The organism is Pseudalkalibacillus decolorationis, from assembly GCF_024609785.1.
GTDB lineage: Bacteria > Bacillota > Bacilli > Bacillales > Fictibacillaceae > Pseudalkalibacillus > Pseudalkalibacillus decolorationis.
On record NZ_JANHJQ010000002.1, the window covers coordinates 200,570 to 226,220 of the forward strand.

25 protein-coding genes are annotated in these 25,651 nt (G+C 39.1%); 10 read left to right on the top strand and 15 right to left on the bottom strand.

Annotation, left to right across the window (positions count from 1 at the left end):
- Positions 1–62 precede the first annotated feature (62 nt).
- Positions 63–353 (top strand): DUF3817 domain-containing protein, encoded by a 291-nt coding sequence (locus NON16_RS02850; protein WP_257346935.1) that lies wholly within the window; start codon positions 63–65, stop codon positions 351–353.
- 57 nt (positions 354–410) lie between these two features.
- Here the strand turns inward: NON16_RS02850 and NON16_RS02855 are convergent, their stop codons facing one another.
- Positions 411–2,042 carry a M14 family metallopeptidase gene (locus NON16_RS02855; protein ID WP_257346937.1) on the bottom strand — a complete coding sequence of 544 codons (1,632 nt, stop codon included), beginning with the start codon at positions 2,040–2,042 and terminating at the stop codon, positions 411–413.
- Between the two features lie 317 nt (positions 2,043–2,359).
- Here NON16_RS02855 and NON16_RS02860 point away from each other — a divergent pair, with 317 nt between their 5' ends.
- Entirely contained in the window at positions 2,360–3,694 is a 1,335-nt protein-coding gene (locus NON16_RS02860) for a hypothetical protein (protein WP_257346939.1), read from the top strand.
- A 12-nt stretch (positions 3,695–3,706) separates the two neighbouring features.
- Here NON16_RS02860 and NON16_RS02865 read toward each other — a convergent pair whose 3' ends face one another.
- A complete protein-coding gene (locus tag NON16_RS02865) occupies positions 3,707–4,897 on the bottom strand; it encodes an MFS transporter (RefSeq protein ID WP_257346941.1) in 1,191 nt (396 codons plus the stop codon).
- Between the two features lie 174 nt (positions 4,898–5,071).
- Between NON16_RS02865 and NON16_RS02870 the strand changes: the two genes are divergently transcribed.
- Positions 5,072–5,518, top strand: a complete 447-nt coding sequence (locus NON16_RS02870; RefSeq protein ID WP_257346943.1) for an OsmC family protein — start codon at positions 5,072–5,074, stop codon at positions 5,516–5,518.
- A gap of 520 nt (positions 5,519–6,038) precedes the next feature.
- Here NON16_RS02870 and NON16_RS02875 read toward each other — a convergent pair.
- On the bottom strand, positions 6,039–6,707 hold the full coding sequence (locus NON16_RS02875) for a haloacid dehalogenase type II (protein ID WP_257346945.1): 669 nt from the start codon (positions 6,705–6,707) through the stop codon (positions 6,039–6,041).
- Between the two features lie 532 nt (positions 6,708–7,239).
- Here NON16_RS02875 and NON16_RS02880 point away from each other — a divergent pair.
- Together NON16_RS02880 and NON16_RS02885 are read left to right on the top strand one after the other, a co-directional pair.
- Positions 7,240–7,479: a TVP38/TMEM64 family protein gene (locus tag NON16_RS02880; RefSeq protein ID WP_257346946.1), complete on the top strand. Its 240-nt coding sequence runs from the start codon at positions 7,240–7,242 to the stop codon at positions 7,477–7,479.
- Between the two features lie 3 nt (positions 7,480–7,482).
- Positions 7,483–7,911 (top strand): TVP38/TMEM64 family protein, encoded by a 429-nt coding sequence (locus tag NON16_RS02885; RefSeq protein ID WP_308216575.1) that lies wholly within the window; start codon positions 7,483–7,485, stop codon positions 7,909–7,911.
- A 127-nt stretch (positions 7,912–8,038) separates the two neighbouring features.
- Here NON16_RS02885 and NON16_RS02890 read toward each other — a convergent pair whose 3' ends face one another.
- The 7 genes from NON16_RS02890 to NON16_RS02920 all read right to left on the bottom strand — a co-directional run bounded on the left by NON16_RS02890 (position 8,039) and on the right by NON16_RS02920 (position 14,193).
- Positions 8,039–8,491, bottom strand: a complete 453-nt coding sequence (locus tag NON16_RS02890; RefSeq protein ID WP_257346947.1) for a DUF1440 domain-containing protein — start codon at positions 8,489–8,491, stop codon at positions 8,039–8,041.
- A 179-nt stretch (positions 8,492–8,670) separates the two neighbouring features.
- Complete coding sequence (locus tag NON16_RS02895) at positions 8,671–9,909, bottom strand: YeeE/YedE family protein (RefSeq protein ID WP_257347227.1); 1,239 nt, start codon at positions 9,907–9,909, stop codon at positions 8,671–8,673.
- Between the two features lie 290 nt (positions 9,910–10,199).
- Complete coding sequence (locus tag NON16_RS02900) at positions 10,200–11,213, bottom strand: ketoacyl-ACP synthase III (protein ID WP_257346948.1); 1,014 nt, start codon at positions 11,211–11,213, stop codon at positions 10,200–10,202.
- Positions 11,214–11,359: 146 nt separating this feature from the next.
- Positions 11,360–11,470: a hypothetical protein gene (locus NON16_RS02905; protein WP_257346949.1), complete on the bottom strand. Its 111-nt coding sequence runs from the start codon at positions 11,468–11,470 to the stop codon at positions 11,360–11,362.
- A complete protein-coding gene (locus NON16_RS02910; RefSeq protein ID WP_257346950.1) occupies positions 11,467–11,949 on the bottom strand; it encodes a DinB family protein in 483 nt (160 codons plus the stop codon). The genes NON16_RS02905 and NON16_RS02910 overlap by 4 nt, the downstream gene beginning before the upstream one ends.
- Positions 11,950–12,042: 93 nt before the next feature.
- Complete coding sequence (locus NON16_RS02915) at positions 12,043–13,239, bottom strand: GTP-binding protein (protein WP_257346951.1); 1,197 nt, start codon at positions 13,237–13,239, stop codon at positions 12,043–12,045.
- Between the two features lie 450 nt (positions 13,240–13,689).
- On the bottom strand, positions 13,690–14,193 hold the full coding sequence (locus tag NON16_RS02920; protein ID WP_257346952.1) for a GNAT family N-acetyltransferase: 504 nt from the start codon (positions 14,191–14,193) through the stop codon (positions 13,690–13,692).
- Between the two features lie 322 nt (positions 14,194–14,515).
- On the opposite strand from NON16_RS02920, the gene NON16_RS02925 reads away from it, so the two are divergent.
- From NON16_RS02925 to NON16_RS02935, 3 genes are read left to right on the top strand one after another with little or no spacing between them, the layout of a single operon-like run.
- Positions 14,516–15,883 (top strand): APC family permease, encoded by a 1,368-nt coding sequence (locus NON16_RS02925; protein WP_257346953.1) that lies wholly within the window; start codon positions 14,516–14,518, stop codon positions 15,881–15,883.
- A gap of 32 nt (positions 15,884–15,915) precedes the next feature.
- Entirely contained in the window at positions 15,916–17,034 is a 1,119-nt protein-coding gene (locus NON16_RS02930) for a class II histone deacetylase (RefSeq protein ID WP_257346954.1), read from the top strand.
- A 28-nt stretch (positions 17,035–17,062) separates the two neighbouring features.
- Positions 17,063–17,971, top strand: a complete 909-nt coding sequence (locus tag NON16_RS02935) for a carbon-nitrogen hydrolase (protein WP_257346955.1) — start codon at positions 17,063–17,065, stop codon at positions 17,969–17,971.
- A 318-nt stretch (positions 17,972–18,289) separates the two neighbouring features.
- On the opposite strand, the gene NON16_RS02940 is transcribed toward NON16_RS02935, so the two are convergent.
- From NON16_RS02940 to NON16_RS02955, 4 genes are all read right to left on the bottom strand, one after another.
- Positions 18,290–19,459: an acyl-CoA dehydrogenase family protein gene (locus NON16_RS02940; RefSeq protein ID WP_257346957.1), complete on the bottom strand. Its 1,170-nt coding sequence runs from the start codon at positions 19,457–19,459 to the stop codon at positions 18,290–18,292.
- 134 nt (positions 19,460–19,593) lie between these two features.
- Positions 19,594–19,821, bottom strand: coding sequence for a hypothetical protein (locus NON16_RS02945; protein ID WP_257346959.1), 228 nt, complete (start codon positions 19,819–19,821; stop codon positions 19,594–19,596).
- A 306-nt stretch (positions 19,822–20,127) separates the two neighbouring features.
- Positions 20,128–21,507 carry an L-cystine transporter gene (locus NON16_RS02950; protein WP_257346961.1) on the bottom strand — a complete coding sequence of 460 codons (1,380 nt, stop codon included), beginning with the start codon at positions 21,505–21,507 and terminating at the stop codon, positions 20,128–20,130.
- A gap of 172 nt (positions 21,508–21,679) precedes the next feature.
- Positions 21,680–23,740 carry a beta-propeller domain-containing protein gene (locus NON16_RS02955; RefSeq protein WP_257346963.1) on the bottom strand — a complete coding sequence of 687 codons (2,061 nt, stop codon included), beginning with the start codon at positions 23,738–23,740 and terminating at the stop codon, positions 21,680–21,682.
- Positions 23,741–23,897: 157 nt separating this feature from the next.
- Here NON16_RS02955 and proC point away from each other — a divergent pair, with 157 nt between their 5' ends.
- Positions 23,898–24,698, top strand: coding sequence for a pyrroline-5-carboxylate reductase (gene proC / locus NON16_RS02960; protein WP_257346965.1), 801 nt, complete (start codon positions 23,898–23,900; stop codon positions 24,696–24,698).
- Between the two features lie 306 nt (positions 24,699–25,004).
- A complete protein-coding gene (locus tag NON16_RS25425) occupies positions 25,005–25,352 on the top strand; it encodes a tyrosine-type recombinase/integrase (protein ID WP_372508736.1) in 348 nt (115 codons plus the stop codon).
- Between the two features lie 96 nt (positions 25,353–25,448).
- Here NON16_RS25425 and NON16_RS02970 read toward each other — a convergent pair whose 3' ends face one another.
- Positions 25,449–25,559 (bottom strand): YjcZ family sporulation protein, encoded by a 111-nt coding sequence (locus tag NON16_RS02970; RefSeq protein WP_257346711.1) that lies wholly within the window; start codon positions 25,557–25,559, stop codon positions 25,449–25,451.
- Between the last annotated feature and the right edge of the window lie 92 nt (positions 25,560–25,651).

The window sequence follows — 25,651 nt, forward strand, 5'->3', positions numbered from 1 at the left end:
TAGATTGGGGATAAAGTAAAACATTCTATAGAATTATTTTGTGATAGGAGTTGACTTCAGTAATGAAAAACCCTCTCAGTATTTTTAAAGTTGTAGGTTATGCAGAAGGGATTTCGTTTCTTGTTCTTCTGGGAATTGCGATGCCCCTAAAATATATGTTCGACTACCCTTTAGCCGTCACGATTGTCGGTGCACTTCACGGTGGTTTGTTCGTTCTTTATGTGATGATGGTCATCTATTTGAAGTTCTCATATAATTGGAGTGTCAAGAAGGCAATACTTGGCATGATCGCCTCTGTTATTCCATTCGGTCCATTTATCTTTGATGCAAAGCTTGTACAAAACGAGGCATAATTAAATAAAGTAAAAAGGGAGAAACTCCATGGAGTTCTCCCGTATGAAAGCTGATTCCTATTCTTTTACCGTAGACACATTTAATTGTTTTTGTTGCATATAACGGTATACAGGGATTTGGTCTCCGAGATCAGCTGGGATGTAGTTAAACGTTACATAACTATCATTGGACTCCGGCTCCAGGGTCACAGCAATCAGATTTGCCTGGGGTTGAGCCATGCTGTATACATAGCTTCCTTTAGGGAAATGAACTTTTTTCGTCGTGATCTCAGTCTCTACGTTATTGAGATAATGTCCCTCATACGCCTCATCGGCAATGTTTTGTTCCGTTACCGTATAACCTTCTACTTCAAGTGTTACCGGCTTCCTTAGCCTTTTAACCTCTACCCCTTGTATTTTCAGTTTTTCAGCAACCTCTTCATATTCAGGAGGTACGATGTAAGCCGTTGGACGCTCTCTTACTAGTGTTGGAATACTGTGCAAGGAACTATAGTAGATGACAGGGATTTCAACCGTCTCTCCTTTTTCAGTGTCTACGACTGTCAGGGTTTCGTTCGGAAATACCTTCCGTTTGCTTTCAACGACGATTTTATCATTGTCATCGGCTTTCCTGCCATTTTTTACTATATGTTTCTTTGCTTTGAAAACGATTTTTTTAATTTTCTTTGCATTATCTGCCGTCGTTTCCAAAATGCTCATATGGGATGTAATTTGTCCGGCAACCCGTCTTTTAAAATTCTCTCGTCCGATCCCAATACCGCGGCTTTCGACGAGGAAAGAGAAGGAAGGCTGCAGTCCGAATGCATTACGACCGATTCGTGGGTCTGTCCCACCTTCTTGAATAATCGTCTTGCCGTCTTTTCGACCGACAGGATAGTAATATGTTCTGCTCGAAAACCCTTCATCAGTTAACGTGTCAAGAGTATTACCAATATATAACTCATTGGCCATATTTCTAATCTTTTCAGGGATATTTAAGTTTCTTCCGGTCAAGAGTGTGATATCGTGGTACGTCAATCCTCCTTGATTGCCGACTTCCGGAAAATAAGGGACACCGTATTCATGTGCTTGAATGACTACTTCAGGATGGAATTTTTTCAAAGCCCTATGTACAGCTCTATTTTCCTGGAGTTCCAACTTGATATGATCACGGTTGGCATCTAAGCCATTCGCCGTTCTTCTTTGATAATAATAAGAACCGTCAGGATTGACCCTTGGGACGATGATTACATTGACCTTGTCCAGGATTTTTTCACCAAACTCGCCGGATAACTTGTTGGCCATAACCAATGCTGATTCGCCTGCTGCAGGTTCGTTCCCGTGAATCTGTGCTTGCAGCCAAACGGTCGGCTTATTCTTAGTGTGAGCTCCTTTGTTGAAAACGAGCATTGGAATTTTTCTGCCTTCAATTGATTCTCCGATGACTTTCATTTCTACTAAATTACTTTTCTCATCCAATTGGCGAAGGAAGGCCATCATCTCTTCCTGTGTCGTAAATTGTTTTTCTTCTTTTTCAAAAGCTGGGCTGTGAAACTCAACATCAGGTTCCGGATACAATTTCAGTACTTGTTCAGGCTGTGAGTACTCCTTGCCATAATAAGGAGTAAAAGATGCTTGGGTAATGGATGGAACGATTGAAACAACCATCAACGCCAGTAAAGCAAGAGTAAGTGAAATCTTTCGAAGCATAATATACTCTCCTCTCAAAAATTCAATTTTAGAAGATTGACCAACTGACTTAAAATGAAGATTTCAAGGATACTATCAATCTATGATTGTAGTTCTGCATTGTGTTTTGTATAAAAACCCTCATTGATATCATTTTAAGACAATTTTTAGTCATGTTCTAAAAAGTAATTATACATGAAAATTTAAAAAATTCAATAAATAGACACTATTTTTGTGAAAAAGGCATTCGATTAATTGGTGAAGGGATTGAAACTTTTTTGAAATGATTAGCGTTTGTTGTAAAATAAGAGATAGAATAAAGTATAGGAGATTTTCTTATGATACGAATCGGAGTTATTAATGCTAGAAGCACCGCCGATGTATTAAGCCCTGTTTTTGAACGGTTTAAAGATCAGTGTGAGTACACCTTTTTGCTATATGAAAAATTAGAAGAAATTAAACATATCTTTAATAACAATCGATCCTTTTTCGATGGATTTATTTTGGGCGGTCCATTGCCTTATTTTTATCTGGAACATGAGATCCATGAATCTTCCATACCAACTGTATATTTAGATTTAACAGAAAAAGATTTTTATAAGCATTTGTTTAAAATCTCTAGAGCATATAAAACGCTTCAATTTTCTAGAGTTTTTATTGATTTTCTTTGGGAAGGAAATCGATACTATGATCTATTAGAGTTGTTACAAACGAATGAAATCCCTATTCATTTAGAAGAAAATGATATTGATTGGAGAAATGAACGATTATATGAAGATATGTTAAAGAAGCATATCCGGTTATGGAATGAGGGGAAAATTGACCTATCGATCACTAGGATAGCCAACATCGTTAAACCTATGAAAGAACATGGGATTAATGTCTATTACATGAGTATTTCTAAAGATACGATTGAAGAAAAAATAAAGGATTTATTTTTAGAAATTGAGTATTTTCGCCTTAAAAAAAATCAAATAGTGGTCGGGTATATAGAATCTCCGTCAGTGGATCATTCTACTGATATAGAATTCATGCAAATATCTTTTCACAAAGCGCTATTAGAATTCAGTAGACAGCACCAATTACAATTGTCAATCCAAAAAAGTAATTTTACGATTGAAATTATTACATCTTATGGGGAATTACAAACGATTACAAATGATTTTCATACGTGTCGTTTAGTACGTTTCTTACAGGATCGCTTGCCATTTCGTGTGAATATCGGATGGGGAATCGGGACAACTCTAGGTCAGGCATTTCAGTACGCAAAAAATGCTTATCGGGAAGCGCGGTCTTATCCTGAAACATGCTCATTTGTGATCAATGAAAATAAAAAATACATGGGTCCGCTAGGCTTTAACGAAAAATACGAAGTAGAATATTCAGATAGTGCCGTACCGCAAATTGATAAATTAAGCAATCAGATTGATATCTCCATTTTTCAATTACAAAAGATTATTACTGCAATGTCAAAATTAAAAACAACCGAATTAACGAGTTATGATGCAGCCGAAGCACTCGGTGTATCAGTAAGGAGTGCTAATCGACTGCTAAACCAAATGGTTGAAAAGAATCTAGCCGAAGTAAAGCATAAAAAGCAGAACAGCACAAAAGGAAGACCAATCAAAGTATATACAATTCGTATTCCCTCCGTTTCTAATGACCCTATTTGAATTTGACTATTTCTAACTGACAGCTTCTTTTTGTCTTGTCTGTTTGCTAGGATTTCTCGTCAGTAGGATATATAAGAAGATGGAAATGATGACTGAGCCTGCTGCGACAAGATAGATCTCACTGTAACCAAACCAAGAAGCAATGAACCCGAAAAAGATCGCACCTGATCCAACACCTAAGTCAAAGAATGAAAAGAAGGTTGCGTTTGCCATCCCTCTTCGGTGCTTCGGTGCCTCCTGGACAGCCCATGCCTGCAATGCAGGTTGAACAGCTCCAAATCCAATTCCAAAAAATAAAGCGGCAGATAACAACATCCACATATTTTCAAGAAAAGATAGATCGATCATTGCAAGTAAAATCATAAGTGCTCCGGGTATGAAAATCGCTTTGTGGCCTTTCCGGTCATACAATCTACCTGCAAAAGCCCGTACGATCATTAATGAAATGGCGAAAACAAAGAAATACCATTCGATTCCACTTACATGTTGCTGTTCTGCATAAAGGGGCAAAAAGGAGGTAATACCCCCGAAAGTCATCGTTATGAAAAACAAAAGCAACGCAGGAACGAGTGCGGATTTTTCATAGATATCCCATTTCTTTTTAGGTCCGGTTGCCTTTTCTCCTGGTGTGTAACGAATAAGGGAGGCAATGATTAATGCAGCAACACCTGCAAAGGCTGCGATCATAAACGTCCATGAAAAATCGAGCGTTACCACGAGCACTAACCCAAGTGCAGGGCCAAAAGCCATCGCAAGGTTACCTGCTAATCCAAAGTACCCCATCCCTTCCCCTCTTCGTCTTGCAGGGATCATATCAGTAGCAATTGTCCCAACGGCAGTGGTTGACATCCCCCAACCTAAACCTTGGACAATTCGCATCAAAAATAGAAAAATGATACTCGAAGCAAATGAATACGTCGCAACGGATAATACAAAAATAATTAAGCCAGTTAGGTAAACGAAACGTCTGCCCAATGTCTCTAATACATGACCCGACCATGGTCTTATCAATAAAGCAGAAAAAGTAAAAATTCCAACGACCAATCCGATTAACTGATCACTTCCTCCAAGTTCATTCACAAAAAGCGGCAGTGTTGGTAGAGTCATTTGGAATCCAGCAAAAATAAAAAAGTTAGATATACAGACAAATATAAAGTCACGAGTCCATATCTTATCCTTTGTAATTGTGGTTGGGTTACCCATTTTAAGCCTTCTTTCTAGATAGATACTTGTACTTGGTCTATGTTACAACATAGTATTGACCAGTGGGAGTATTTTGCTCAACCATTGCATTAAAATTGATTGTAAGAGCATGATTTTCGACAGACTAAAAATCGTTCGGTAGTATAAAAGTTGAAAGCTTAAGGAGGTTATCTTATGGCACAACATAAGTTTATGTTAAAAGCAGATTGGCCAGGGTCGCGTAATGATGTAGGTGAGATTGAAACTAAGAATCTAAAAACGAAAGTGTCGATTCCGACTGAAATGGACGGTCCTGGAATCGGAACGAATCCGGATGAAATGCTGTTAGGAGCGGCGGCCACGTGCTATCTCATAACGTTAGCCGCTATGATGGAGCGGAGTAAACTGAAGAAGAATCAATTGAAAATGGAATCAGAAGGTATTGTAGATGTAACGAATAATGTGCTAACCTATCAGAAAATTATTCATCGTCCACATATTGTCTTGAAAGCAGATGCAACTGAAAAAGATCAAGAGAAGGCACTTAAACTTGCTAAAAAAGCCGAGAGTTCATGTATGATCTCACGTGCGGTAAAAGATAATGTAACGATTGAATTGGAGCCGAAAATTCAAATAGGGTAATCTTGAATGGTTCAACGATTCTGGTTATGAATTTATTCTTTAAAATCTTGCATTTACAGTTAAAAATTCAATTTTCCCCTCCCAAGTTCTCAGTGTTATAAACAAGAACTTGGGCTTTTACTTTGGGTTCGAGTTCTTTAATCATTTTTGTTATTCATCTCTTCCTCAACCGAAATGATTTCTCTACACACAGCCTTGCATTTAATCTTGTTTTTACTTTCACTTAACTTCATTTAGGATTTGAATTTATTTCTCATTCCCTTTTTGAAGGCTCTATTGTTGATAGGATCTAATGAAACGGCGATCAATCCGATTTTTTAATTTCCACACCCACTTTCCATACAGGATTCTTCCTTTATATAAAAGCATACCCGTTTTATCGCCTGTCGAAAGAATCGATAACGTTGAGGGCGGTGGTTTATATGTTCTCCCCGTTCCGTCGCTTAAAAAGCCTTTTATTGCCTGCTTCAACTAACAATAACTTTTTCAACGAAAACGTCCTTTCTTCTGATCTCTTAGATCAAACGAGTTTTGGCAGTTCCGTTAAATCATCAATCACCGCATCCGGTTGAAATCCGAGTTCATCCATGGTGCCACCAGACCGGTTGACCCATGCCGTGTGAAACCCAAAGTTGGCAGTACCGCTGATGTCCCATGTATTCGAAGACAAAAATAATACTTCTTCTCTCTTCACTGGAATCCTGTCAAGTACATACGTATAGGAGGCTGGTGCAGGTTTATATTGTTTGACATGATCGGCACTAATTACTTCATTAAGAAATTCAGTAAATTTATATTTTTCAATGAGCGGGTCAATCATATTATGTGAACCATTCGTAAATATCGCCAGCGTCTTTCCCGTTAATTGCGGTAAGACATCGTGAACTTCATCGTACGGCTTTAATTCAAGGTATGCCTTCATTAATCTAGCTTCTTTCCCGCTGTCTAATGTCAGCCTTAATTCTTTACATGCAAAACGAAGGGCGTCTCTCGTTACCTCAACGAAAGGACGATACCTTCCCATTAGAGAACGCAAAAAGGAATACTCCAGCTGCTTTTGCCGCCAAATTTGGCTGATCTTGTCTCCCTTATTTGGAAAAGCCTCGTGACATGCTTCTATGACTGAGTGAACATCAAACAAAGTACCGTAGGCATCAAAAACGATCGCTTTTACTGAACCAAAATTCATTACCTCTTCCTCCCTATCATAGCTTCCAATCTCTTTCCGATTATACTTGTATATTCTTCTTTATCTTTTGCCTCAAAATGGCCTTTCGTTTTCGAAAAATAAAATACATCTAAAATCCATGATGAATCGTATTCAAGAACACCCCCTTCAGCATTTCATTATAAAAATTAATTCATTTTTTGTATGTAAGATGAATTACAAACCGGGTTTTCCGGAATGCGCCTTTCTTCTTCATACCACTCTTTGTAATCATAACTTTTAAGAATTGCTTTGAACATGATTACAAGTAATAATAATCAACATTGATCAATTAGATAACACGAAACCCTTTCAGCGTGTTTCTATGCTTCACAACCATTATTTTGGCGGATTCTCGTTGGTGACAAATTTAGTAAGCTACCTTACATCTTTCCCAACGTAAGATGGTTATAATGTAGATTATGGTTTTCTAGTTGACTATTTTTTATTACATACGGCTATTGACAAGAAACAAAAGAGCCTTCTTACAACTCAAATAAGGAGCTAAAATCTAATGGAAATTTCAAAAAAACAGATTAATTTTACTCTTGTTGCAGGTACCATTGTTCTTATTTTCTGGTTGAGTCATTCCTATCTAAATTTCACTACAGAACAAATTCGCGATTGGATTTTATCGTTTGGATTGATTGCTCCGATTATTTTTATGGCTGTTTATACGATTAGGCCATTGGTGTTCTTTCCGGCCTCAGTTCTTTCATTGGCTGGCGGATTGGCTTTCGGTGCTTTATGGTGAACGATTTATACAGTCATCGGGGCAACTGCAGGGGCTGTTTTATCTTTTTTGGTAGCGCGTCATTTAGGAAAAAACATCGCACATCATAAAGGAAAAGGCAATTTAGCCAAAATACAGCATCAATTAGACAGGAACGGATTTTATTACGTCCTGATGTTACGATTTATTCCGCTTATCAACTTTGATTTAATTAGTTACTGCTCAGGTATTTCAAAAGTTCGTTTCCGGTCGTTCTTTTTCGGCACGCTGATTGGGATCATACCCGGTACGTTTGCTTATAATTTTTTAGGCAGCAGTTTCGTGGACAGTAACCCTACAGTCATTGTAACCGCAATCGTTGTCTTTATCTTTCTGTCAGTCGTACCTATTCTCGTTAAAAGATGGCTAAGTCATAAATCAAACCTGGATTTACCGGGGAATGATGGAAAGTAAACATCGTTAAATTTAATAATTGCTTATGAATCATTTCCGTTTCCAAGTACCGGTATTAAACAAAAAAAGGGGTAATAAGCTCCCATAAAGTTATGATTACCCCTTAAAGGTCGTTTGTTTTTAAAATCTATTGACTTACGTTTTTAGAAGCTGTAACTTTGCCTCCACGTAAATTTTTTTGATAAACAAAACTTAAAATTAACGCAAACATGATGTGGGTTGCCAGATTCATCAATTGCGGCGGTGTAAAGGCAGCTGCCAAGGATGTCCCCATTCCCATCATTAATGGCATCATCAAAAGCGGCCCTACAATCCAGATCATAACACCATAAACAATACCAAAGAGGTAAACCTTCTTAATATTTGTTGCCATCATTCCAAAAGCGGCTCCAAAAACGATACTAATGACCATATGAATCATCCAGCCCACCGCAATACTTTGACTTCCCATCATTCCAGCAATCATTGGCATTTTTCCCATCATTTGCATCAAAATTCCGAAAACAATTCCGGCTACAATTCCTCCGACAACACTAGCCTTTAACGAACGCATCAAATTTGATTTTTGTGGATCACTCATTCCATTCACTCCTTTTCAAAGGTTAGTTTTATGATAAAACAAAAGCATCGAAAAATTCTGTAACATGGATTACAAAGTATTGAATAAGATTTTTCCACATAAGTTTATTTTCTGTGTAAAACCATTAGAGTCAATTAAAAAAGCCTGTCAATCCCTTTAAGGATGACAGGCTAACCTTATTAACAAAACGTGTCTTTTGGTTTTGGTACTGACATGCCAAACATCGGGCGTAAATACAGTGCAATAAATGTTCCTGCAAGCGCCATGACCATCCATACCCAGCCGTGCAGGCTAAAGGATGCAATGCCACCGAAATATGCGCCGATGTTACAACCGAAAGCAATACGAGCACCGTAACCCATCAAAAGGCCGCCAATGATTGCAGCTGAAGCTCGTTTAAGTCCAACTTTTTTAAGCGCAAAGACACCGCCCGCAGCTGAAGCAAGAAATGCGCCGAGTATGACGCCAAAATTCAATACACTTGTTGAATCGGCAAATACGGATTGATTCAATACAGCTGCACGTTCACCGGACCAATAAACCCATTGTGTGACATCGATCCCGAGAGCTGCTGCCGCTTTTGAACCCCAGAGTGCAAACGCTGATGTAACGCCCCACGGATTTCCCCTTACGATTAATGTGATCGCATTTAACACTGCTAAAGCAATCGCAGCCGTCCATAATGGCCAGGATCCACGGAGAATACGAATCCAGCCTTTTCCGCTGGGCAGTGGTTTCACCTTTGGAGGTCGACGCTTTTTCGCAATGACATAGGTAATGCCGAAAATGGCAGCAAACACTGCGATCTGCACAGCCCATGCGCCGAAATAACCAAGTCCGGTACTTGTTGCAAGTGAAATCGCCTCAAATGAAGGCGTTTCGTTCACCCAGAAATTCCAGTGCCATGCTCCGAGAACCGAACCAATGATAAAGGCGAATAGCGTTATAAACATGGCGGAACGTCCACCGCCGACTGCATAAAGTGTACCGGATGCACATCCGCCGCCAAGCTGCATACCAATGCCAAACAGGAAGGCTCCGACAATAACACTCGTTCCGACAGGGGAAACATACCCCGACGGTTCTGTGCCGAAAAGACCAATACCCATTGAAAGAATTGGCGCAAACAGTGTACATGCGATAGCTAACATAACCATGTGTGCACGTAACGCTTCTCCGTTTCCTACAGAAAGCAAACGCCGGAACGCTGACGTAAATCCAAACCGCGCATGAAAAAGAGTATAACCTAACGCAAGCCCAATCCATAATGTAAGGCTCTGTTGGATTCCTGCGACATTGAAGGCAGCCAAGCTCAATAACATGGCCGTTATAATGCCCCCCGTAATCATAAGCGATTGAGGAGAGGGAAGCCCTGGATGTTTTAATTCTTTATCTGTTTTCGCTAGTGGTTGTTGCATTGACACCTTAATCACCCTATTCCTATAAATTTAATCGGAAATCATTGAATGTCTTATATTTTACTGTAGGGACGAGTATGGTGTAAACAATTATGCTCAGTAACATAGGAATAGATCTCATTCTTTAGCTAAGTCTTCAGCCAAACTCTGAACCCCATTAGGCCTTATTCTATTAAAAATAAAACCAGCAGTCTGTATCTTAGGTTAGTAAGATGTAGACTGCTAATAAAAGTCAGTATATTTATTTATTTCAAATAGCTAATGCATTGATGTGGCGAATTTGACGGAGGTCATGACCTACTATAGCTATTTGGGTTAACATCCCATTTGATCAGCATACCCATATGTGTTAATCCACCACCAAAGCCGTAAAGTAATACATACTGCCCATTCGTTAACTTTCCTTTTTCAATACCTAATTGTAGGGCCAAAGGAATCGTTGCGGAAGATGTGTTCCCAATATACTCTACACTATTGAGTGTTTTTTCAATCGGTATTAGAGACTTTTCACAAATGGATTCAATCATTCTTAAATTCGCACTATGGGGTACAAACCAGTCTATGTCTGTTACTTGCATTTCAATGCCATCGAACAACCTTTCAATTCCTTCAGGTACTGTACGAGTAGCCCACTTATACACCTCACGACCATTTTGGACGATGTTTCCTTTCCCATGTAAACTGACATCCTCCATTTTAGTTGACAGTCCACTACGGTATAGGTGTTTTCCCCCATTTCCTTTTGTCCCAAATACGGATTTGATAAAACTTGGATTCTTCTCATCATACTCAACCAGTGCTGCTCCAGCCCCGTCTCCAAAAAGAACACAAGTCGTCCTGTCTTCATAATCCGTAACTTTAGATAACGTTTCACCAGCTAATACTAGCACTTTTCGATGTAACCCAGACGTAATTAATCCATTGGCTGCGTGTAGTGCATAGGTGAATCCAGCACATGTGGCATTCAAATCGAATGCAGCTGCATTTATAATATTGAACCTTTCTTGTATTTGGCATGCAACACTTGGAAATGGATAGTCAGGTGTAGTGGTCGAAACGATGATCAGATCGACATCCTCCACTGATTTATGATACGTGGTCATGAGATTTTCTACCGCTTTTATACATAAATCTGACGTAAATTCCTCTTCTGAAGCAATTCTTCTTTCATGGATGCCAGTTCGCTGGACAATCCACTCATCGTTTGTTTCCACTATCTTTTCCATGTCCTGGTTTGTTAATTTCTTATCAGGTGCATACGTCCCTATTGCCGTGATTCTAGCCTTCGATTCAAGTCCATTCATAAAGAATCTCTCCCTTGGTTGTAGTATAAGATGATATTACTTGGTCCTCTATTTTAGCTAGTGTCTTGATTAATTTATAAATGACAAACGACTTTTTATGACTAGATTTTAGTACCTGGTACTAATTATATGCAAAAAAATAAATATTACAATAAAAATGTCCCAAAAACCATTTTAATACGTAAATAATTCTTAATAATATGCCCTCTAGAAATCTTATTGTCTGTTAAGTCTTTAGCGCCCCGATAATTTGTCAATGCTGCAAATCGATTGTGATTAATCCTTTACCAATTAAATTTGCAGAAACTGGTTTAAGGTCAAGCTCTCTTGCCCAAACAGAGAGTTGGCCAATATGGTGAATTTCATGTGCAATTACGTGGCGTAATACCTCACCATAAGTGTACTTTCGGTTTAGGTCCCATGGAGGAATTAAGATGTTATCCTCCATATCATCTGTCCATGTGTTTACGAATTCTTCTACTATAGGGTGGAATGATTCAGAAAGTTTGATAACTTGATCAAGTGAGTTGTACTTTTCAAATGGTTCTTGAAAATCTGGCTTACCTTGTAAATCTTGAATCCAGCTGTACTCCACATCTGCAATATGAAATAGAGTTTCAAGGATTCCGCCAATTCCCCCAGTTCGGTTCCGTAACAATTCATCATTTGAAACTTGTTGACACCAGTTAAACCACTGATCTCGAATCATCCAATTATATTCAAACATTGTTTTCATCATAATCCTCCACTTTAAAAAGTCTTACTTTATTTTATTCTGGTAGAGTTTTATAATTCCTTCTTTCAATTCCTCGTACGCTGTTTACCCATCTTAAACAGTCTCAACCTCAGGTGTAAAAGAAGGTAATGGATCATTAAATTGAGTCCAATCTTTCTTCATTTCATCATCGGTTAAGAGGCATCGATCTAGATGGTTCTCAACAGACTCTTGTTCCATTTCAATACCGATGAAGACAATTTCTTGAGTTCGATCACCAAATTGATTATCCCAATGCTTCTTAGCAGCAGGATCTTCCGCTAATAATCTTTCCTGTTCTTCCTTCGGATAGGTTGCAATCCACTCACCTGCTGCTTGAATAGAAATTGAAGTTCCTGCTTGTGAAATTAAGCCCGTTGTATCGTTTCTTGAAGCTAGCCAAAAGAAACCTTTTGCCCTAACTACTTCTACTGGCCATTTTTCTAGCCAGTTCATCAGACGCTCTGGGTGAAATGGTCGTTTTCTTTTATAAACGAAGGAACTAATTCCGTATTCTTCACTCTCAGGTGTGTGCTCTTCGTTTAATTCCTTGATCCACCCTGCCCCTTGGCTCGCTTTTTCGAAATCAAATAGATTCGTATCTAATACCTCATCAAGAGGAATGTTGCTGTGACTCGTTTCGATTACTTTAGCGGCCGGGTTCAGCTGTTTTAATACGGCCTGTAGCTCTTCTCGATCGTCAGCTTCTACTAGGTCCGTTTTATTTAATACAATGACGTCGGCAAATTCGATTTGGTCAATCAATAAATCGATGACTTCTCTTGTATCCTGTTCATCTACTGCATGGTTTCGATCTAGTAAGCTCTCACCACCAGCAAAGTCATCCCAGAAACGATTTGCGTCAACTACAGTTACCATTGTATCAAGCTTACAATGGTTTGAAAGGTTAATTCCGAGTTCATCATCCTCATATGTAAAGCTCTGGGCAACAGGAATCGGTTCTGAAATTCCCGTTGATTCGATAACAATGTAGTCGATGTCTAATTTGGCTAGCTTCTCAACCTCTTGAATCAAATCCTCTCGTAATGTGCAACAAATACATCCGTTTTGAAGCTCTACTAGTTTTTCTTCCGTTCGACTGAAGCCACCTTGTTTCACCATCGAAGCATCGATGTTCACTTCACTCATGTCATTTACGATAACGGCTACTTTCTTATCCTGTCTATTGTGAAGAATGTGATTTAACAATGTTGTCTTTCCAGATCCTAAATACCCACTTAATACGGTTACTGGAATTTTTTTGTTATACATTTAGCAAAACCTCCTGAATTTTAATATGTTCATTTATTGGTCGAAAATCTGATTACCAGCTTGACTTTTACATTCCTGGGACTTGCCCCTTGTATGTAAGCTCCCGAAAAAGCGATTCTAGACATTCTATATTTTCTTAAATAACCCTGAAAAACCCACCTCTCATAGATCATTAATTATTAAATTGACGTTAAAACGTAATGATTACGATTTAATAATTACAAATTATACAGACAATGACCTCATTTGTAAACCAGTAACCTTAAAATACAATTTAAATAAAAAAAGCGGACTTCACAATGAAGTCTGCTCTTTCCACTATATTAGATTCCGATTTATTATGGCTGCCAAGTCCTTTGCCATCCTAGGTACACGGCGGTGGTTATTTAGGATCCCATTCAATTCCTTGGAGATGAATTTCCCTGAGGAAGTTGATCACTATTAAATGGACTATGCCTGATTCCACACTATAGTTCCAGATTTATCATCATAATCAATATCAATGTTGAAATTATGCTTCTCGTAAAAGTGTACAAGACGATCGACATGATCCCAGTCACGTTCTGCAATGTCGCCGGTGATGTAAGGAATGTTCTTGTCTTTAGCCAATTCTTTTAAATAGTTTATGCAAATGGAACCGTACCCTTTATTTTCAGGACCTTTAATGTCACCAATGTGAATGGTGTCTCGATCCGGATACATCACCTGAATTGAAAAATCCCACTTTCCTTTAAAAGACGATTCGCAATCATTCAACATGATGTTGCAGCGGTCTTCTGAATCTGATTTAAAGACGATTACAAGGTTATCATCCTTTGTTTGATCAACCCCAATGACATCCCACTTTTTTGCGATTCGCTTCACATCTTCTTGCATACGGAAAACCTGGAACTCTAATTCAACCGGATCTTTTTTTCGTTCCTGGGTGAATGGTTCTCTGAGTGCGAAAGACATGATCTCCCTCCCTTTTCTTATGGCCGTTCAATATTCCTATGTTTAGGACACACAATGTTGCATTTTACAAGAAAATAGGGGAAATTTCAAATCGTTAGGGTTTATTACCGTTTGTTTTGTTACTTAGGAAGGAAGTGGTTTTACTATGCAAATTTGGGTAAGTTATTTACTTTTGCATAACGTGAAGAATATATTTTTCTTATCCTTTTTTCTATAAATGACCGTTTATTCGACAAAAAACAAATTGATTTAATTATTTGATTATTCTGGCATGGAACTTGCAATACATAAAAAGTATACATTTTAAGGAGAGGATACATGAATGAATGACAAACAACCACATCATTTTCGTCGAACATTAACACTTCTGCCCGTCGTTATTTTAGGACTAGCGTATATGGCACCAATGACCGTATTTTCAACATACGGAGTTGTCGCTCAAACGTCTTTGGGATTGATACCTGCAGCTTATATTGTCGCATTAATTGCCATGTTATTTACTGCTTATAGTTATGGGAAAATGGTGAAGGCCTACCCATCTGCAGGTTCTGCCTATACGTATACCCAAAAGTCCATAAGTCCGAACCTAGGTTTTCTTGTTGGCTGGTCCGTTTTAATGGATTATCTTTTCTTACCGATGATCAACTTTCTTCTTGCAGGCATATTCCTTTCTGCTGCTTTTCCTATCATTCCATCATGGGGCTGGATTCTACTATTTATCGTTACGGTAACAGCGATCAACATTTTCGGGATTCAACTTACGGTTAAAGTGAACGGCATCTTAGTCTTGTTCCAATTATTAGTTACTATTCTATTTATAATACTTGCTATTAAAGGAATTACACAAGGAATGGGATTGGGTGTACTCTTCTCTTCACTTCCGTTTTATAACCCTGATGTTTCTTATTCCTTTGTACTCGCCGGGGCATCTATACTATGCCTTTCCTTTCTTGGTTTTGATGCCGTTACTACACTATCTGAGGAAACCATTGAACCTAGACGTACCATCCCGAAAGCGATTTTCTTAATCGCACTGATTGGGGGAGCGTTGTTTACGTTTGTATCCTATATTACACATTTAGTATATCCGGATTTTCGATCATTTGAAGTCGTTGACTCTGCCGCTTTCGAGATAGCAGAGGCTATTGGAGGAGCCTTATTTGGATCCATTTTTTTGGCGGGAATGATTACTTCAACTCTTGCCTCAGGGTTGTCCTCACATGCTAGTACGGCACGCCTTTTATTTGCTATGGGAAGAGAATCCGTATTACCACAAAAAATATTCGGCTATATCCATCCGAAATATAAAACGCCGTCTAACAACATCATTCTTATCGGTTTATTTTCATTATCAGCCCTGGCTATTGATTTAGTCACTGCAGCTTCCTTCATTAACTTCGGTGCACTTGTTGCTTTTACGTTTGTGAACATTTCTGTAATATTTCATTACTATATTCACAAAAAGCAACGTCATTTGAAAGGACTGTTCTTATATGTTTTTCTCCCGGCAATCGGAGCCTGCTTTACCTTGTGGTTATGGACAAACTTAGATAAACATTCCCTCATCTTAGGATGCATTTGGATCCTTGTGGGCTGGGTATATCTCATGTTTTTAACAAAAATGTTTACAAAAAAACCACCACAATTCCACTTTGAGGAGGAACCTTCTGACATTACTATAAGTGGCTAAACTATGAAATTTTCTTAAAGGAGCTTGTATCTATGAAGCCAACAGGATTTGTTTTTCATGAAGATTATTTACGCCATGAAACTGGAGATCAAGTCTATTCATTTAAAGGGGGTAAAACCATCAATGTGGGTAATGAATTCGAAAACCCTTTACGTGCCCAATACATTAAAGAGATGTTAGATAAAAGTGGACTATTGACCAAGATGAAATCATTTCGACCACATCCAGCAAGTGATACTGATCTTCTACGGGTACATAGCCAACGTCATATTGTTCACTTAAAAGAAGCTTGTCAAAAGGGTGATCGTATACTTGGTCCGGAAGTATATGGTTGCCATGTTTCAGAAGAAATTGCTAGATTATCTGCAGGTGGTGCCATTAAAGCAGTAGACATTGCCATGAAAGACGAAGAAATTCGCCAAGTATATGCACTCATTCGCCCACCAGGTCACCATGCGAGTAGAGATCAAGCAATGGGGTTCTGTCTATATAACAATGTTGCCGTTGCAGCCCGTTATGCAATTGATTCGTTAAAATTAAAACGTGTGGCCATTCTAGATTGGGATGTGCATCACGGTAACGGTACACAGGACATCTTTTATCATGATAACAATGTACTTTTCATCTCCGTTCATGAAGCAGGATACTTTCCGGCAAATACAGGTAGTGTTGATGAACTAGGCGTATCGGCAGGGAAAGGATATAATGTCAATATTCCACTCCCCTCAGGTACCGGAGACGCCGGGTATTTATATACCTTTGAAAGACTTGTGCAGCCTATTATCAATGAATATCAACCGGAACTACTTCTTGTTTCAGCAGGGCAAGACCCAAGTGGACTCGATCCGCTGTCACGTATGATGGTCATGCGTCCAGGATTTCGTAGTATGGCAAAAGCGGTACGTGAACTAGCTGATAAGATTTGTGATGGACGTTTAGTAGTTCTACAAGAAGGTGGCTATAGCTTACCATATTTACCGATTGCGACTCTCGGCGTGATTGAGGGCTTGATGGATTGTGAAGTAGATTTCCACGACCCTCATGCCATTCCAAATCAACCGATAACATACGATTTAGTAGAGGCTGTTACATTATGTGAAAAGATCCTTGCTCCCTATTGGAACAGTCTTTGTACACCAGCTCATTCATAATACTTAATCCACTAAGGAGGAATTTTCTATGAACGATAATAAAGTATCTATTGGGTTAATTCAACTTCAATGCGGAATAGATATTGTACAAAACGTAAGCAAAACAGTTGATAAGATTAAGGAAGCCGCAGAAAAAGGAGCACAGATCATCTGCCTGCAGGAGCTGTTTAACGCTCAGTACTTTCCGCAGACGGTAACTGTCGATGCCTATGCAATAGCCGAACCGCTGGACAGTGAAACGATTCGTTCATTAGCTCAACTAGCAAAGGATTTAGAGGTTGTTCTCATTGTACCGGTATACGAAAAAGCAGGGCGTGGACATTATTATAACAGTGCTGTTGTTTTTGACGCAGATGGTTCCTATCTTGGTACGACTCGAAAAAACCATATTCCAGACGGCCCACAGTATCATGAAAAATATTATTTCACACCCGGTAATACTGGTTATCCAATTTATAAAACACGCTATGGTACGATAGGTATCGGGATTTGTTGGGATGAATGGTTTCCTGAAGTGGCAAGAATTCTAGCATTGCAAGGTGCAGATATTTTGTTTTATCCATCTGCCATTGGTTCTGAGCCAGATCATCCGGAAGTATCAACGCGTAAATCATGGGAAAAGGCTATTTCTGCACATGGTATTTCTAACGGTGTATTCGTGGCAGCCGTTAATCGCGTGGGGCAAGAAAACGATATGACATTTTACGGAGGGAGTTTCATTAGTAATCCATTAGGAGAAATTATCCAATTCCTTGATCATGAAGAAGGAATTCTTATTCAAGATATTGATTTACAGGAAATCGATTCCGCTCGTAACCTGCTTCAGTTTATGCGTGACCGCCGCCCAGATACATACGGCTTACTGCTGCAACAAGAAGCTTTTCAAGATAGAGGTGTTCATCTAAATCATAATTTAAAGAAAAACGTTCTTACATGATTTTTGGAACAAACATGTGGTCAAACTATTGACTTCTGGATCACTGGTTTGACCAATTTACAAGGGATCCACGAGAAAAGAAGTAATCATCCCAGCATTTGCTGCTTAGGGTGGCTACTTCTTTTTCACACGAATGTATAAAATTTTGATGCAAAGAGGCACTGTTTAATTCCAGCGCCCAACCCCTTGATCACTGCAGTCCCTGCTTGGCAACACACTGATTTACATCATGTGTATTCCCACGCAGGGCTAAACAGAGTTTGGTTCGAGCCTCCTCAGCGGCCTTCCAGTGACCTTCGTGGGACCCCTAAAATTTATTTAGTCTTCTATTGCTCGCCCAGCGAGCATTTGGATGACAGAATCATCCATTGGCGGGTTATGCAGTCCCGCTCTTACATCTCGGTAATACCTTTCAAAGTTCGATTTTTTGGAAAGGCCTCTTCCCCCAGCAATCCGCATTGCCAAATCAACCACGTGATTAGCCGAATTGGTTGCGATTGTTTTGACTGCAGCAAGCTCTGGCCCAAGATTCCCTCGTTGATCTGGTTGTTGATCCCATTTTTCGGCAACCGAATACATAAAATGTCGGGCTTTCAAGAGCTCAAGGTCCATTTCCCCGATTTTTTGCTGGATATGTGGAACAGACGAAATGGGTGTATTGAGACTATTAGGCTGATAATGTTTAGCAAATTGGACCGCCTCGTTTCGGGCTGCAATTGCAATCCCTAGATAACAAGCAGGTATGTGCAATAGCCATCCTTTCGGGAAAGACTTATTCTCTTTCTCACTATTAATTTCAATGAGACGATCTTTAATAACTTTTACGTTCGTTAACACAAGGTCATCACTACCCGTTCCTCGCATTCCGAGAGTGTCCCATGTGTGTTCAATATTAACTCCAGTCTGACCTCTTTCTACGATAAACCATCCAACCTTCTCTTTATCTTCTATAAAAGCTGAGACGATATAATAATCGAGCACATCTGCCATTGTAGTGAATGATTTACGTCCGCTTATGAGGTAGCCATTTCCACTAAGAACTGCTCGTGTTTCTGGAATTCCTCCTCTTGTAGGACTTCCCGTCGCAGGTTCAGTGGCAGCTCGATTTAATACTTTTTTATTTGTACAAATCTCATTAGCTATCCATTTAAATGCATCAGGCGTCCAGCGGTTTTCATCGCGCAACTCCATCACAATACCTAGATGCCAACCGATCGACAAAGCAACTGAACCGTCTCCTACTGCTAACCTTTCCTGCAAAAGGACAAATTCATATAATGATAAGTTCTTACCCCCAAATTGTTCAGGTAACGTTAAGCTATGATAATCCGCTTCCTTTAGATCTCGTAAATTTTCCAATGAGAAGGAAGCATGTCGGTCTGTTTCTTCAGATCGATTCCTAGTCTTTTCCGATAATTTCTCTACCTTATTGAATAATTTTTGCTGGCGTTCGCTTTTTATAAAAGGCTTATGTACATCCCACACCATAATTCACTCCACCTTCTCTTATTCCTATGATATATAAAGCATACATAAATAGTCGGAATTGATTCAACTAAAACGTATTATACGAGTGAAGTTCTTATTTAAGATGTGTGTGGGTTGTTTATTTCGTACTTAAATCAACTACCAGCATCCATTAATTTTTCATTAATCACTTCAGACAATTCATTTTTCTTTAAGAGGTAACGTAAGTGTTGAATGGGCATTGAACCATACCCTCTTTTTTCATCCAATGTAAATTGAACAATACTTCTACTGTGAGACGTGACTTTTAGAGTTTCTGCAGAATTGAAATTCCCGAGCGCATGCTTATTGATCCGATATACTGTATCCTTTTTGATTTTCATGTGAATCCTCCCTTTCTTCTAATCACACTACTTATCATGACCCATCCAAGCGCTTGGTATGAGAGGGGAAAAATATTTTATTAATGGTACAAAAGAATTGTCCCAAGTTCCGATAATAGAAAGGGTAAAGAAAACTTGGCACGGCCAAGCCTATGGCGCAGGTTGAGCTTTAGTTGCCCTTATACTATAAAAAGTATTTTTATACTTTCTTAACGTGAAAAATAGGCTAACTCAAAAGATTCTATTACGAACTTTTGAATTAGCCCTTATGAGTGATTCTTCTATCTTCAGATACCTTCGAAAGTATTAGACTTCTGCATGTTGAGTCGGTGTATCGTATACCGATTGATCTAATTCATGAGTAATTTTATCGGTTAAAACACCGGCGGTCATACTCCCGCTTACGTTAACTGCGGTCCTCCCCATATCGATCAGTGGTTCAATTGAAATGAGTAAGCCCGCCAATCCTACTGGTAAATTCATAGCAGATAAAACGAGAATGGCAGCAAAGGTAGCACCCCCGCCGACCCCTGCGACACCGAAAGAACTAATCGCTACAACAGCGATCAATGTGATGATGAACGATGGATCTAATGGATTAATTCCAACAGTCGGTGCGATCATCACCGCTAACATCGCAGGATAGACACCAGCACAACCATTTTGACCGATCGATAGTCCAAAGGATCCAGCGAAATTGGCCGTCCCTTCTGACACACCAAGTTCATTCGTCTGTGCACGGACATTGAGTGGTAATGTACCGGCACTCGTCCGGGACGTAAAGGCAAATGTGAGAACAGGTAGCACTTTTTTAACATAGGTGATTGGATTAAGACCAAAAAACGTTAGGAGAAGTAAATGAATTGCAAACATAATTAGTAATGCTACATAGGATGCAACAACAAATTTTCCTAGCTTCCAGATGGCATCATAGTCACTCGTTGCACTGACACGGGTCATTAATGCGAGTACTCCAAAAGGTGTGAGTCGGATAATTAAGGTTACAATTCTCATAACAACGGTATGAAGGGTCTCTACGATCTTCGCAAAGAAATCTGCTTGCTCTTCATTTTTGCGACGAACTCCAAGATAGGCTAATCCTACAATCGCTGCAAACAGCACTACTGCAATTGTTGATGTTGCTCTTGCACCGGTAAAATCTAAGAATGGATTTGCAGGTAGCAAGCTTAAGATTTGTTCGGGTAATGTTAAATCCTCAACTTGGGAAAATCTTTCTTCAAGTTGTTGTGAGCGAGCAGTTTCAGCTTCTCCTTGCTCAATTTGAATCGCTTCTAGATTAAAACCAAACGTTGTCGCGATTCCAACTGCAGCAGCAATGGCTGTTGTACCTACTAATATTGCAATAATCCATCCACTTATTTTCCCAACATTGTTTTTCAGTTTCATCTTTGTAAATGCCGAAAGAATAGAAATGAAAACAAGCGGCATGACAATCATTTGCAGTAATTTGACATAACCATTTCCTACAATGTTAAACCAGTCAACCGAATGGCTGATTACCTCTGAAGTCGACCCATATACGGCTTGTAAAATGAGACCAAAAACAATTCCGAGTCCTAACGCTGAAAATACACGTTTTGAAAATGAGACATGCTTCTTTTGCAAATGATAGAGGCCGAGAATTAGCAAAAACATGACAAAGATGTTTAACACAAGGAACCACATAGCTCTTCCCCCTCTTATTCTTCAGTTAATAATAAATATGTTTTGAGGAGGTGCATATTCCTTTTTCTTATGAGTAAAGAAAGTATAAAAGGTTGCGGCATGATGTAATGTCCAGCTTCAGCGCCCAACCACTTGGATCACTTCAGGCCTCCTGCAGCGGCAACACACTGATTTACATCATGTGTATTCCCACGCAGGACCAAACAGAGTTTGGTTCGAGCCTCCTCGTCGGTCTTCCAGTGACCTTCGTGGCTAAGCAGGGCGCTTGCGCTTTTCTTACATTTAAAGCCAGTTCTCCAACCTTTTTCAGATTGTTAATGTCATGCGCTGTAATCATCGTCGGTGAAATGGCGTACAAATTTTCTCTGGCGTATATCAACCTTTTGATCTCTCCATTCTGCTCCTCATACGGATTCTTGCCATCTATGTGCGAAATTTTCTTTCTCAATGTGATTCCTTCTTTTAAATCGATGTTAAACACCATGGCACCTTGGAAAACAAAATTCTGATCTTGTTCGTCGCCTTTTATGTCATCGTAAACCGAGATTGGAAAGGCATACAAATCCCTGTTTTTATGGATGAGCAGGGCCTTGTGATTATGACTTAAGGGTGAATATGTCCCTCTACCGCCAATGACTTTGGTGAATTTCTCTTTTGGATTTTTCACATCACTTACATCAAAAAGGGATATTTTAACCCCTTGTGTTAAAACCCTTGGTCCGATACTTAAGTCATTTCCAGTGTCTACTTTCGCATCGTGACCGAACCCGATGACATGGTTTTCGTCATACGGATGCAGATAGTTACTAAAGCCTGGAATTTTCAGTTTTCCAAGAACTTTGGGGTTATCTGGGGTACTTGCATCAATGACAAAAAGTGGATCAACTTCTTTAAAGGTCACAACGTAAATTCGGTCTTTCATGAAACGAGCAGAATAGATCCGCTCTCCTTCCGCCAAGCCCTCAATCTTTCCAATGGTTTTTAAATTTTCATCTAAAATGTAGAGGTTGTTATCGGAAGGTTTTTTTTCGTTCCATGTTTGCCCTTTTGTAGTAACGACTCGAAAATTACCTTCATGTTCGTCCATTGAAAATTGATTTAAAACAGTACCTGGAATTTCCGCTGAGCTTTTAAATGTTACTTTTTCTTTATCGATCGCAAATTTATAAATCGATGTATTAGGTGAAAAGTTCTTCCTGGGATCCTTTGGAATGTCCTTGTATGATGTCACAGCAAGGTATAGGTTTTCCGCTGACATATACATATCCCTGCCACTTCCGAGATATGTAGTGAAGGTTGCATCCTCTTTTGGTTTTTCAAGATTAAATGTAGTGATGATCGTATAATTGTTTTCCCTTGAATGCGGGAAATAGTGGATATCTTCAAAATTAATCGGCTTTGTTTGATCTGAAACCGCTGAATCGGAAACCTTTGGCCTTAAATCAATATCCTTGTTTTGTTCGAGTATCCAGTAGTTAGGGTGAGTGTTCGATACGAGATAAACAAACTCATTGATTCGACGTGCGGAGACATGAGAACCTTCAATTTCTATCTCGCGAATCATCCTTGGTTCAGACCGATCAGAGATATTATACACAATAGCCTTCATGGATTGATTCATTGGTGCAATCATTGATCTAGTGCTACTCATTTTCCTATCTGACTTTAAAGTAGGATAGCTATGCCCGATAACGACCATCTGATCTTTGTAAATGAAGAGTTGTGAAGGTGAAAATAAAGGTTGTTTGTAGGATATTGTCTTCATCATTTTCATTTGATCTGCTGGTATAACCTTTGAAATGATTACTTTACCATTCATCACTTGGTACAAATACGAACCATCTGTTTTAACTATATCTGCTTCATCGACACCCTCTACCTGATTGTTTGTTTTTGAATAGTTTTGATTGGTGTTAATTCCAGTTTTTGCAGTATCAGACATAGCCATCGATTCATTCGTAGAAGTACCGCCCCGTAAAGATTCTTTGGTAGAAAACCAGCCTCGGCTCTTTTTCTCCTCCTTTAAAATTCGTAAAAAATAATCGTTCAGCTTTTGTTTCGTATCAACTGTCGGAAGTTTTTCATTGACGACAATAGAAGGTGATACGGACGGTTCATTCTGTTTTCCGTCTGACCAGTCATTTATTACCTTCGTTTGGGAGTATTGATAAGCACCGATTCCTATCATCACGATGAGTACAAGTCCACCACAAAACAACCACCAATTTTTCATTGTACGTCCCCCTCTTTTGTACCTAAGACGTTTGCCGGGATGAAGAGGTTACATAATTTAGAAAATCTATAGTCTTGTCTGAACAAGCCTTAATAACGTCTGCTTTCATTCTCTTGCCTAATCTGATACGTTAATGAAGTGAAAGGAAGTGGAAGAAATGAAATCATATCGTTTATTAATGATTGGTGCTGGTCGAATGGCTGAAGCAATCATTTCTGGGTTAACGAATCAAAGTCAATCAATGTTTTCAACAATTACGGTAGCAAATCGATCAGATGAGAACCGATTGATTGAATTAGCTGAAAAATATGATATACATACAACAACCGACTGGAAATCCGTCATTAGTGAAGCGGATGTCATCGTATCTGCAGCACCACCCCAAGCACACGATGCAATTTTAGACGTGTTATCTTCAGTTGATTTCAATAAATTATTTGTAACGGTTGCAGCCGGAGTGGACCCAACCTATATGGAATCAAAATTACCAGAAAGTACACCTGTATGTTGGATAATGCCGAATACAGCTGCTCAAGTTCAAAAATCGATGACGACATACGTATGTGGACACTTTGTAAATGCGGAACAACGTGGAATTATACACCACCTATTAGAATCGATTGGTGAGTTCGAGGAATTAACCGAAGAACAAGTGCATGATTTAACAGCGATTACGGGAAGTGCTCCTGCTTTCCTCTATCTCTTCGGTGAAGCATTGGAACAAGCTGCAGTAGCATATGGATTAAGCGGAAACCAAGCGAGAAAATTAGTAACAAACATGATTAGTGGATCTGCCGCGATGTTAGAGAGTGGTGTAGAAGCGAATGAACTACGTGATCAGGTGACTACACCAGGAGGATCAACGGCCGCTGGAGTTGAAGTTTTGGAGAATGGTTCTTTTATTAAGCTTGTGCAGAAGGCTGTGTCAGCAACCAATGCTCATGCACGTGGAAAATAGAAAATACTCAAGATAAGATTAAAGAGGAACCACAAAGAAAGGCTTAAACACTTTGTTTGATCACCATTTATGGGGAATCTCTCATAAAAACGTGGATTTCATAGACTAGGAATTAAGATTGATTAAGCCGGAATTTCCCATGCTAAGGAAATCCGGCTTAAGTTTTAATGATATACTTGAACACACTAGCGTTGCATTAATTATTTTTGAAGATTTTAAATTCTTAAAATCTTCAAAAATTATGCGTTTTTATTTTTTTGCGATATGGGATGCTTTTAAAGATGCAGTAACCGGCAGCTATCTCGAATAACTGTTTTTAAATTCTTTGCTAAGTACAGTGAAGCTGCTAGAATCCAACCACCAATTTCACCTCATGACTTGCGGCATTTCTTTTGTTCGAATGCCTTGGAAAAGGGATTGAATGTTCATGAAGTGGCCGCGATAGCAGGCCATAGTAATATTCACACCACTTTACTTTACACCAATCCAAGTCGTAAAAAATATTGGAGAAGATTAACTCATTGTAAGCTTGAATTGGAAGTGAATGTCTTATGGCCTTTAAAAACAAGAATGGTTGCCATACCCCTAATAGGTCACGTGCGGTTTAATAAGGGGGAAGCCTTGAGAGAGGTCTCCCTACTTTATTCTAATTAAAATATAAAAACGATATCCACAATTTATATAAATTGTGGATATCGTTGAAGGGGGGAGAGTAAATTGAGATCTATGATTTGGGTAAAGGGTTTAATATTAATAATCTCGCTTATCATCCTTGACGAAAGCTACTCCAACAATAATGAGTAGGATAAACAACACAACAATTAACGCAAACCCAGAACCACGTCCACCATAACCTGACATATTTTTCACCAACATTTATTGAAAGAGTTATCCTCTTCCCTTAGTATGCTATGAAAAATATTCAGAAATGGACAGGACTATTGTATTGGTGA

Excerpts from the sequence above, each read along its gene's own strand:
- NON16_RS02945 (WP_257346959.1), bottom strand. The coding sequence starts at position 19,821 with ATGAAAATCAAAAAGGATACAGTATATCGGATCAATAAGCATGCGCTC.
- NON16_RS02880 (WP_257346946.1), top strand. The coding sequence starts at position 7,240 with ATGGAAATTTCAAAAAAACAGATTAATTTTACTCTTGTTGCAGGTACC.
- NON16_RS02890 (WP_257346947.1), bottom strand. The coding sequence starts at position 8,491 with ATGAGTGATCCACAAAAATCAAATTTGATGCGTTCGTTAAAGGCTAGT.
- NON16_RS02930 (WP_257346954.1), top strand. The coding sequence starts at position 15,916 with ATGAAGCCAACAGGATTTGTTTTTCATGAAGATTATTTACGCCATGAA.
- NON16_RS02955 (WP_257346963.1), bottom strand. The coding sequence starts at position 23,740 with ATGAAAAATTGGTGGTTGTTTTGTGGTGGACTTGTACTCATCGTGATG.
- NON16_RS02925 (WP_257346953.1), top strand. The coding sequence starts at position 14,516 with ATGAATGACAAACAACCACATCATTTTCGTCGAACATTAACACTTCTG.
- NON16_RS02860 (WP_257346939.1), top strand. The coding sequence starts at position 2,360 with ATGATACGAATCGGAGTTATTAATGCTAGAAGCACCGCCGATGTATTA.
- NON16_RS02950 (WP_257346961.1), bottom strand. The coding sequence starts at position 21,507 with ATGTGGTTCCTTGTGTTAAACATCTTTGTCATGTTTTTGCTAATTCTC.
- NON16_RS02870 (WP_257346943.1), top strand. The coding sequence starts at position 5,072 with ATGGCACAACATAAGTTTATGTTAAAAGCAGATTGGCCAGGGTCGCGT.
- NON16_RS02900 (WP_257346948.1), bottom strand. The coding sequence starts at position 11,213 with ATGAATGGACTTGAATCGAAGGCTAGAATCACGGCAATAGGGACGTAT.
- NON16_RS02920 (WP_257346952.1), bottom strand. The coding sequence starts at position 14,193 with ATGTCTTTCGCACTCAGAGAACCATTCACCCAGGAACGAAAAAAAGAT.
- NON16_RS02935 (WP_257346955.1), top strand. The coding sequence starts at position 17,063 with ATGAACGATAATAAAGTATCTATTGGGTTAATTCAACTTCAATGCGGA.
- NON16_RS02850 (WP_257346935.1), top strand. The coding sequence starts at position 63 with ATGAAAAACCCTCTCAGTATTTTTAAAGTTGTAGGTTATGCAGAAGGG.
- NON16_RS02875 (WP_257346945.1), bottom strand. The coding sequence starts at position 6,707 with ATGAATTTTGGTTCAGTAAAAGCGATCGTTTTTGATGCCTACGGTACT.
- NON16_RS02915 (WP_257346951.1), bottom strand. The coding sequence starts at position 13,239 with ATGTATAACAAAAAAATTCCAGTAACCGTATTAAGTGGGTATTTAGGA.
- NON16_RS02895 (WP_257347227.1), bottom strand. The coding sequence starts at position 9,909 with ATGCAACAACCACTAGCGAAAACAGATAAAGAATTAAAACATCCAGGG.
- NON16_RS02970 (WP_257346711.1), bottom strand. The coding sequence starts at position 25,559 with ATGTCAGGTTATGGTGGACGTGGTTCTGGGTTTGCGTTAATTGTTGTG.
- NON16_RS02855 (WP_257346937.1), bottom strand. The coding sequence starts at position 2,042 with ATGCTTCGAAAGATTTCACTTACTCTTGCTTTACTGGCGTTGATGGTT.
- NON16_RS02910 (WP_257346950.1), bottom strand. The coding sequence starts at position 11,949 with ATGAAAACAATGTTTGAATATAATTGGATGATTCGAGATCAGTGGTTT.
- NON16_RS02940 (WP_257346957.1), bottom strand. The coding sequence starts at position 19,459 with ATGGTGTGGGATGTACATAAGCCTTTTATAAAAAGCGAACGCCAGCAA.
- proC (WP_257346965.1), top strand. The coding sequence starts at position 23,898 with ATGAAATCATATCGTTTATTAATGATTGGTGCTGGTCGAATGGCTGAA.
- NON16_RS02865 (WP_257346941.1), bottom strand. The coding sequence starts at position 4,897 with ATGGGTAACCCAACCACAATTACAAAGGATAAGATATGGACTCGTGAC.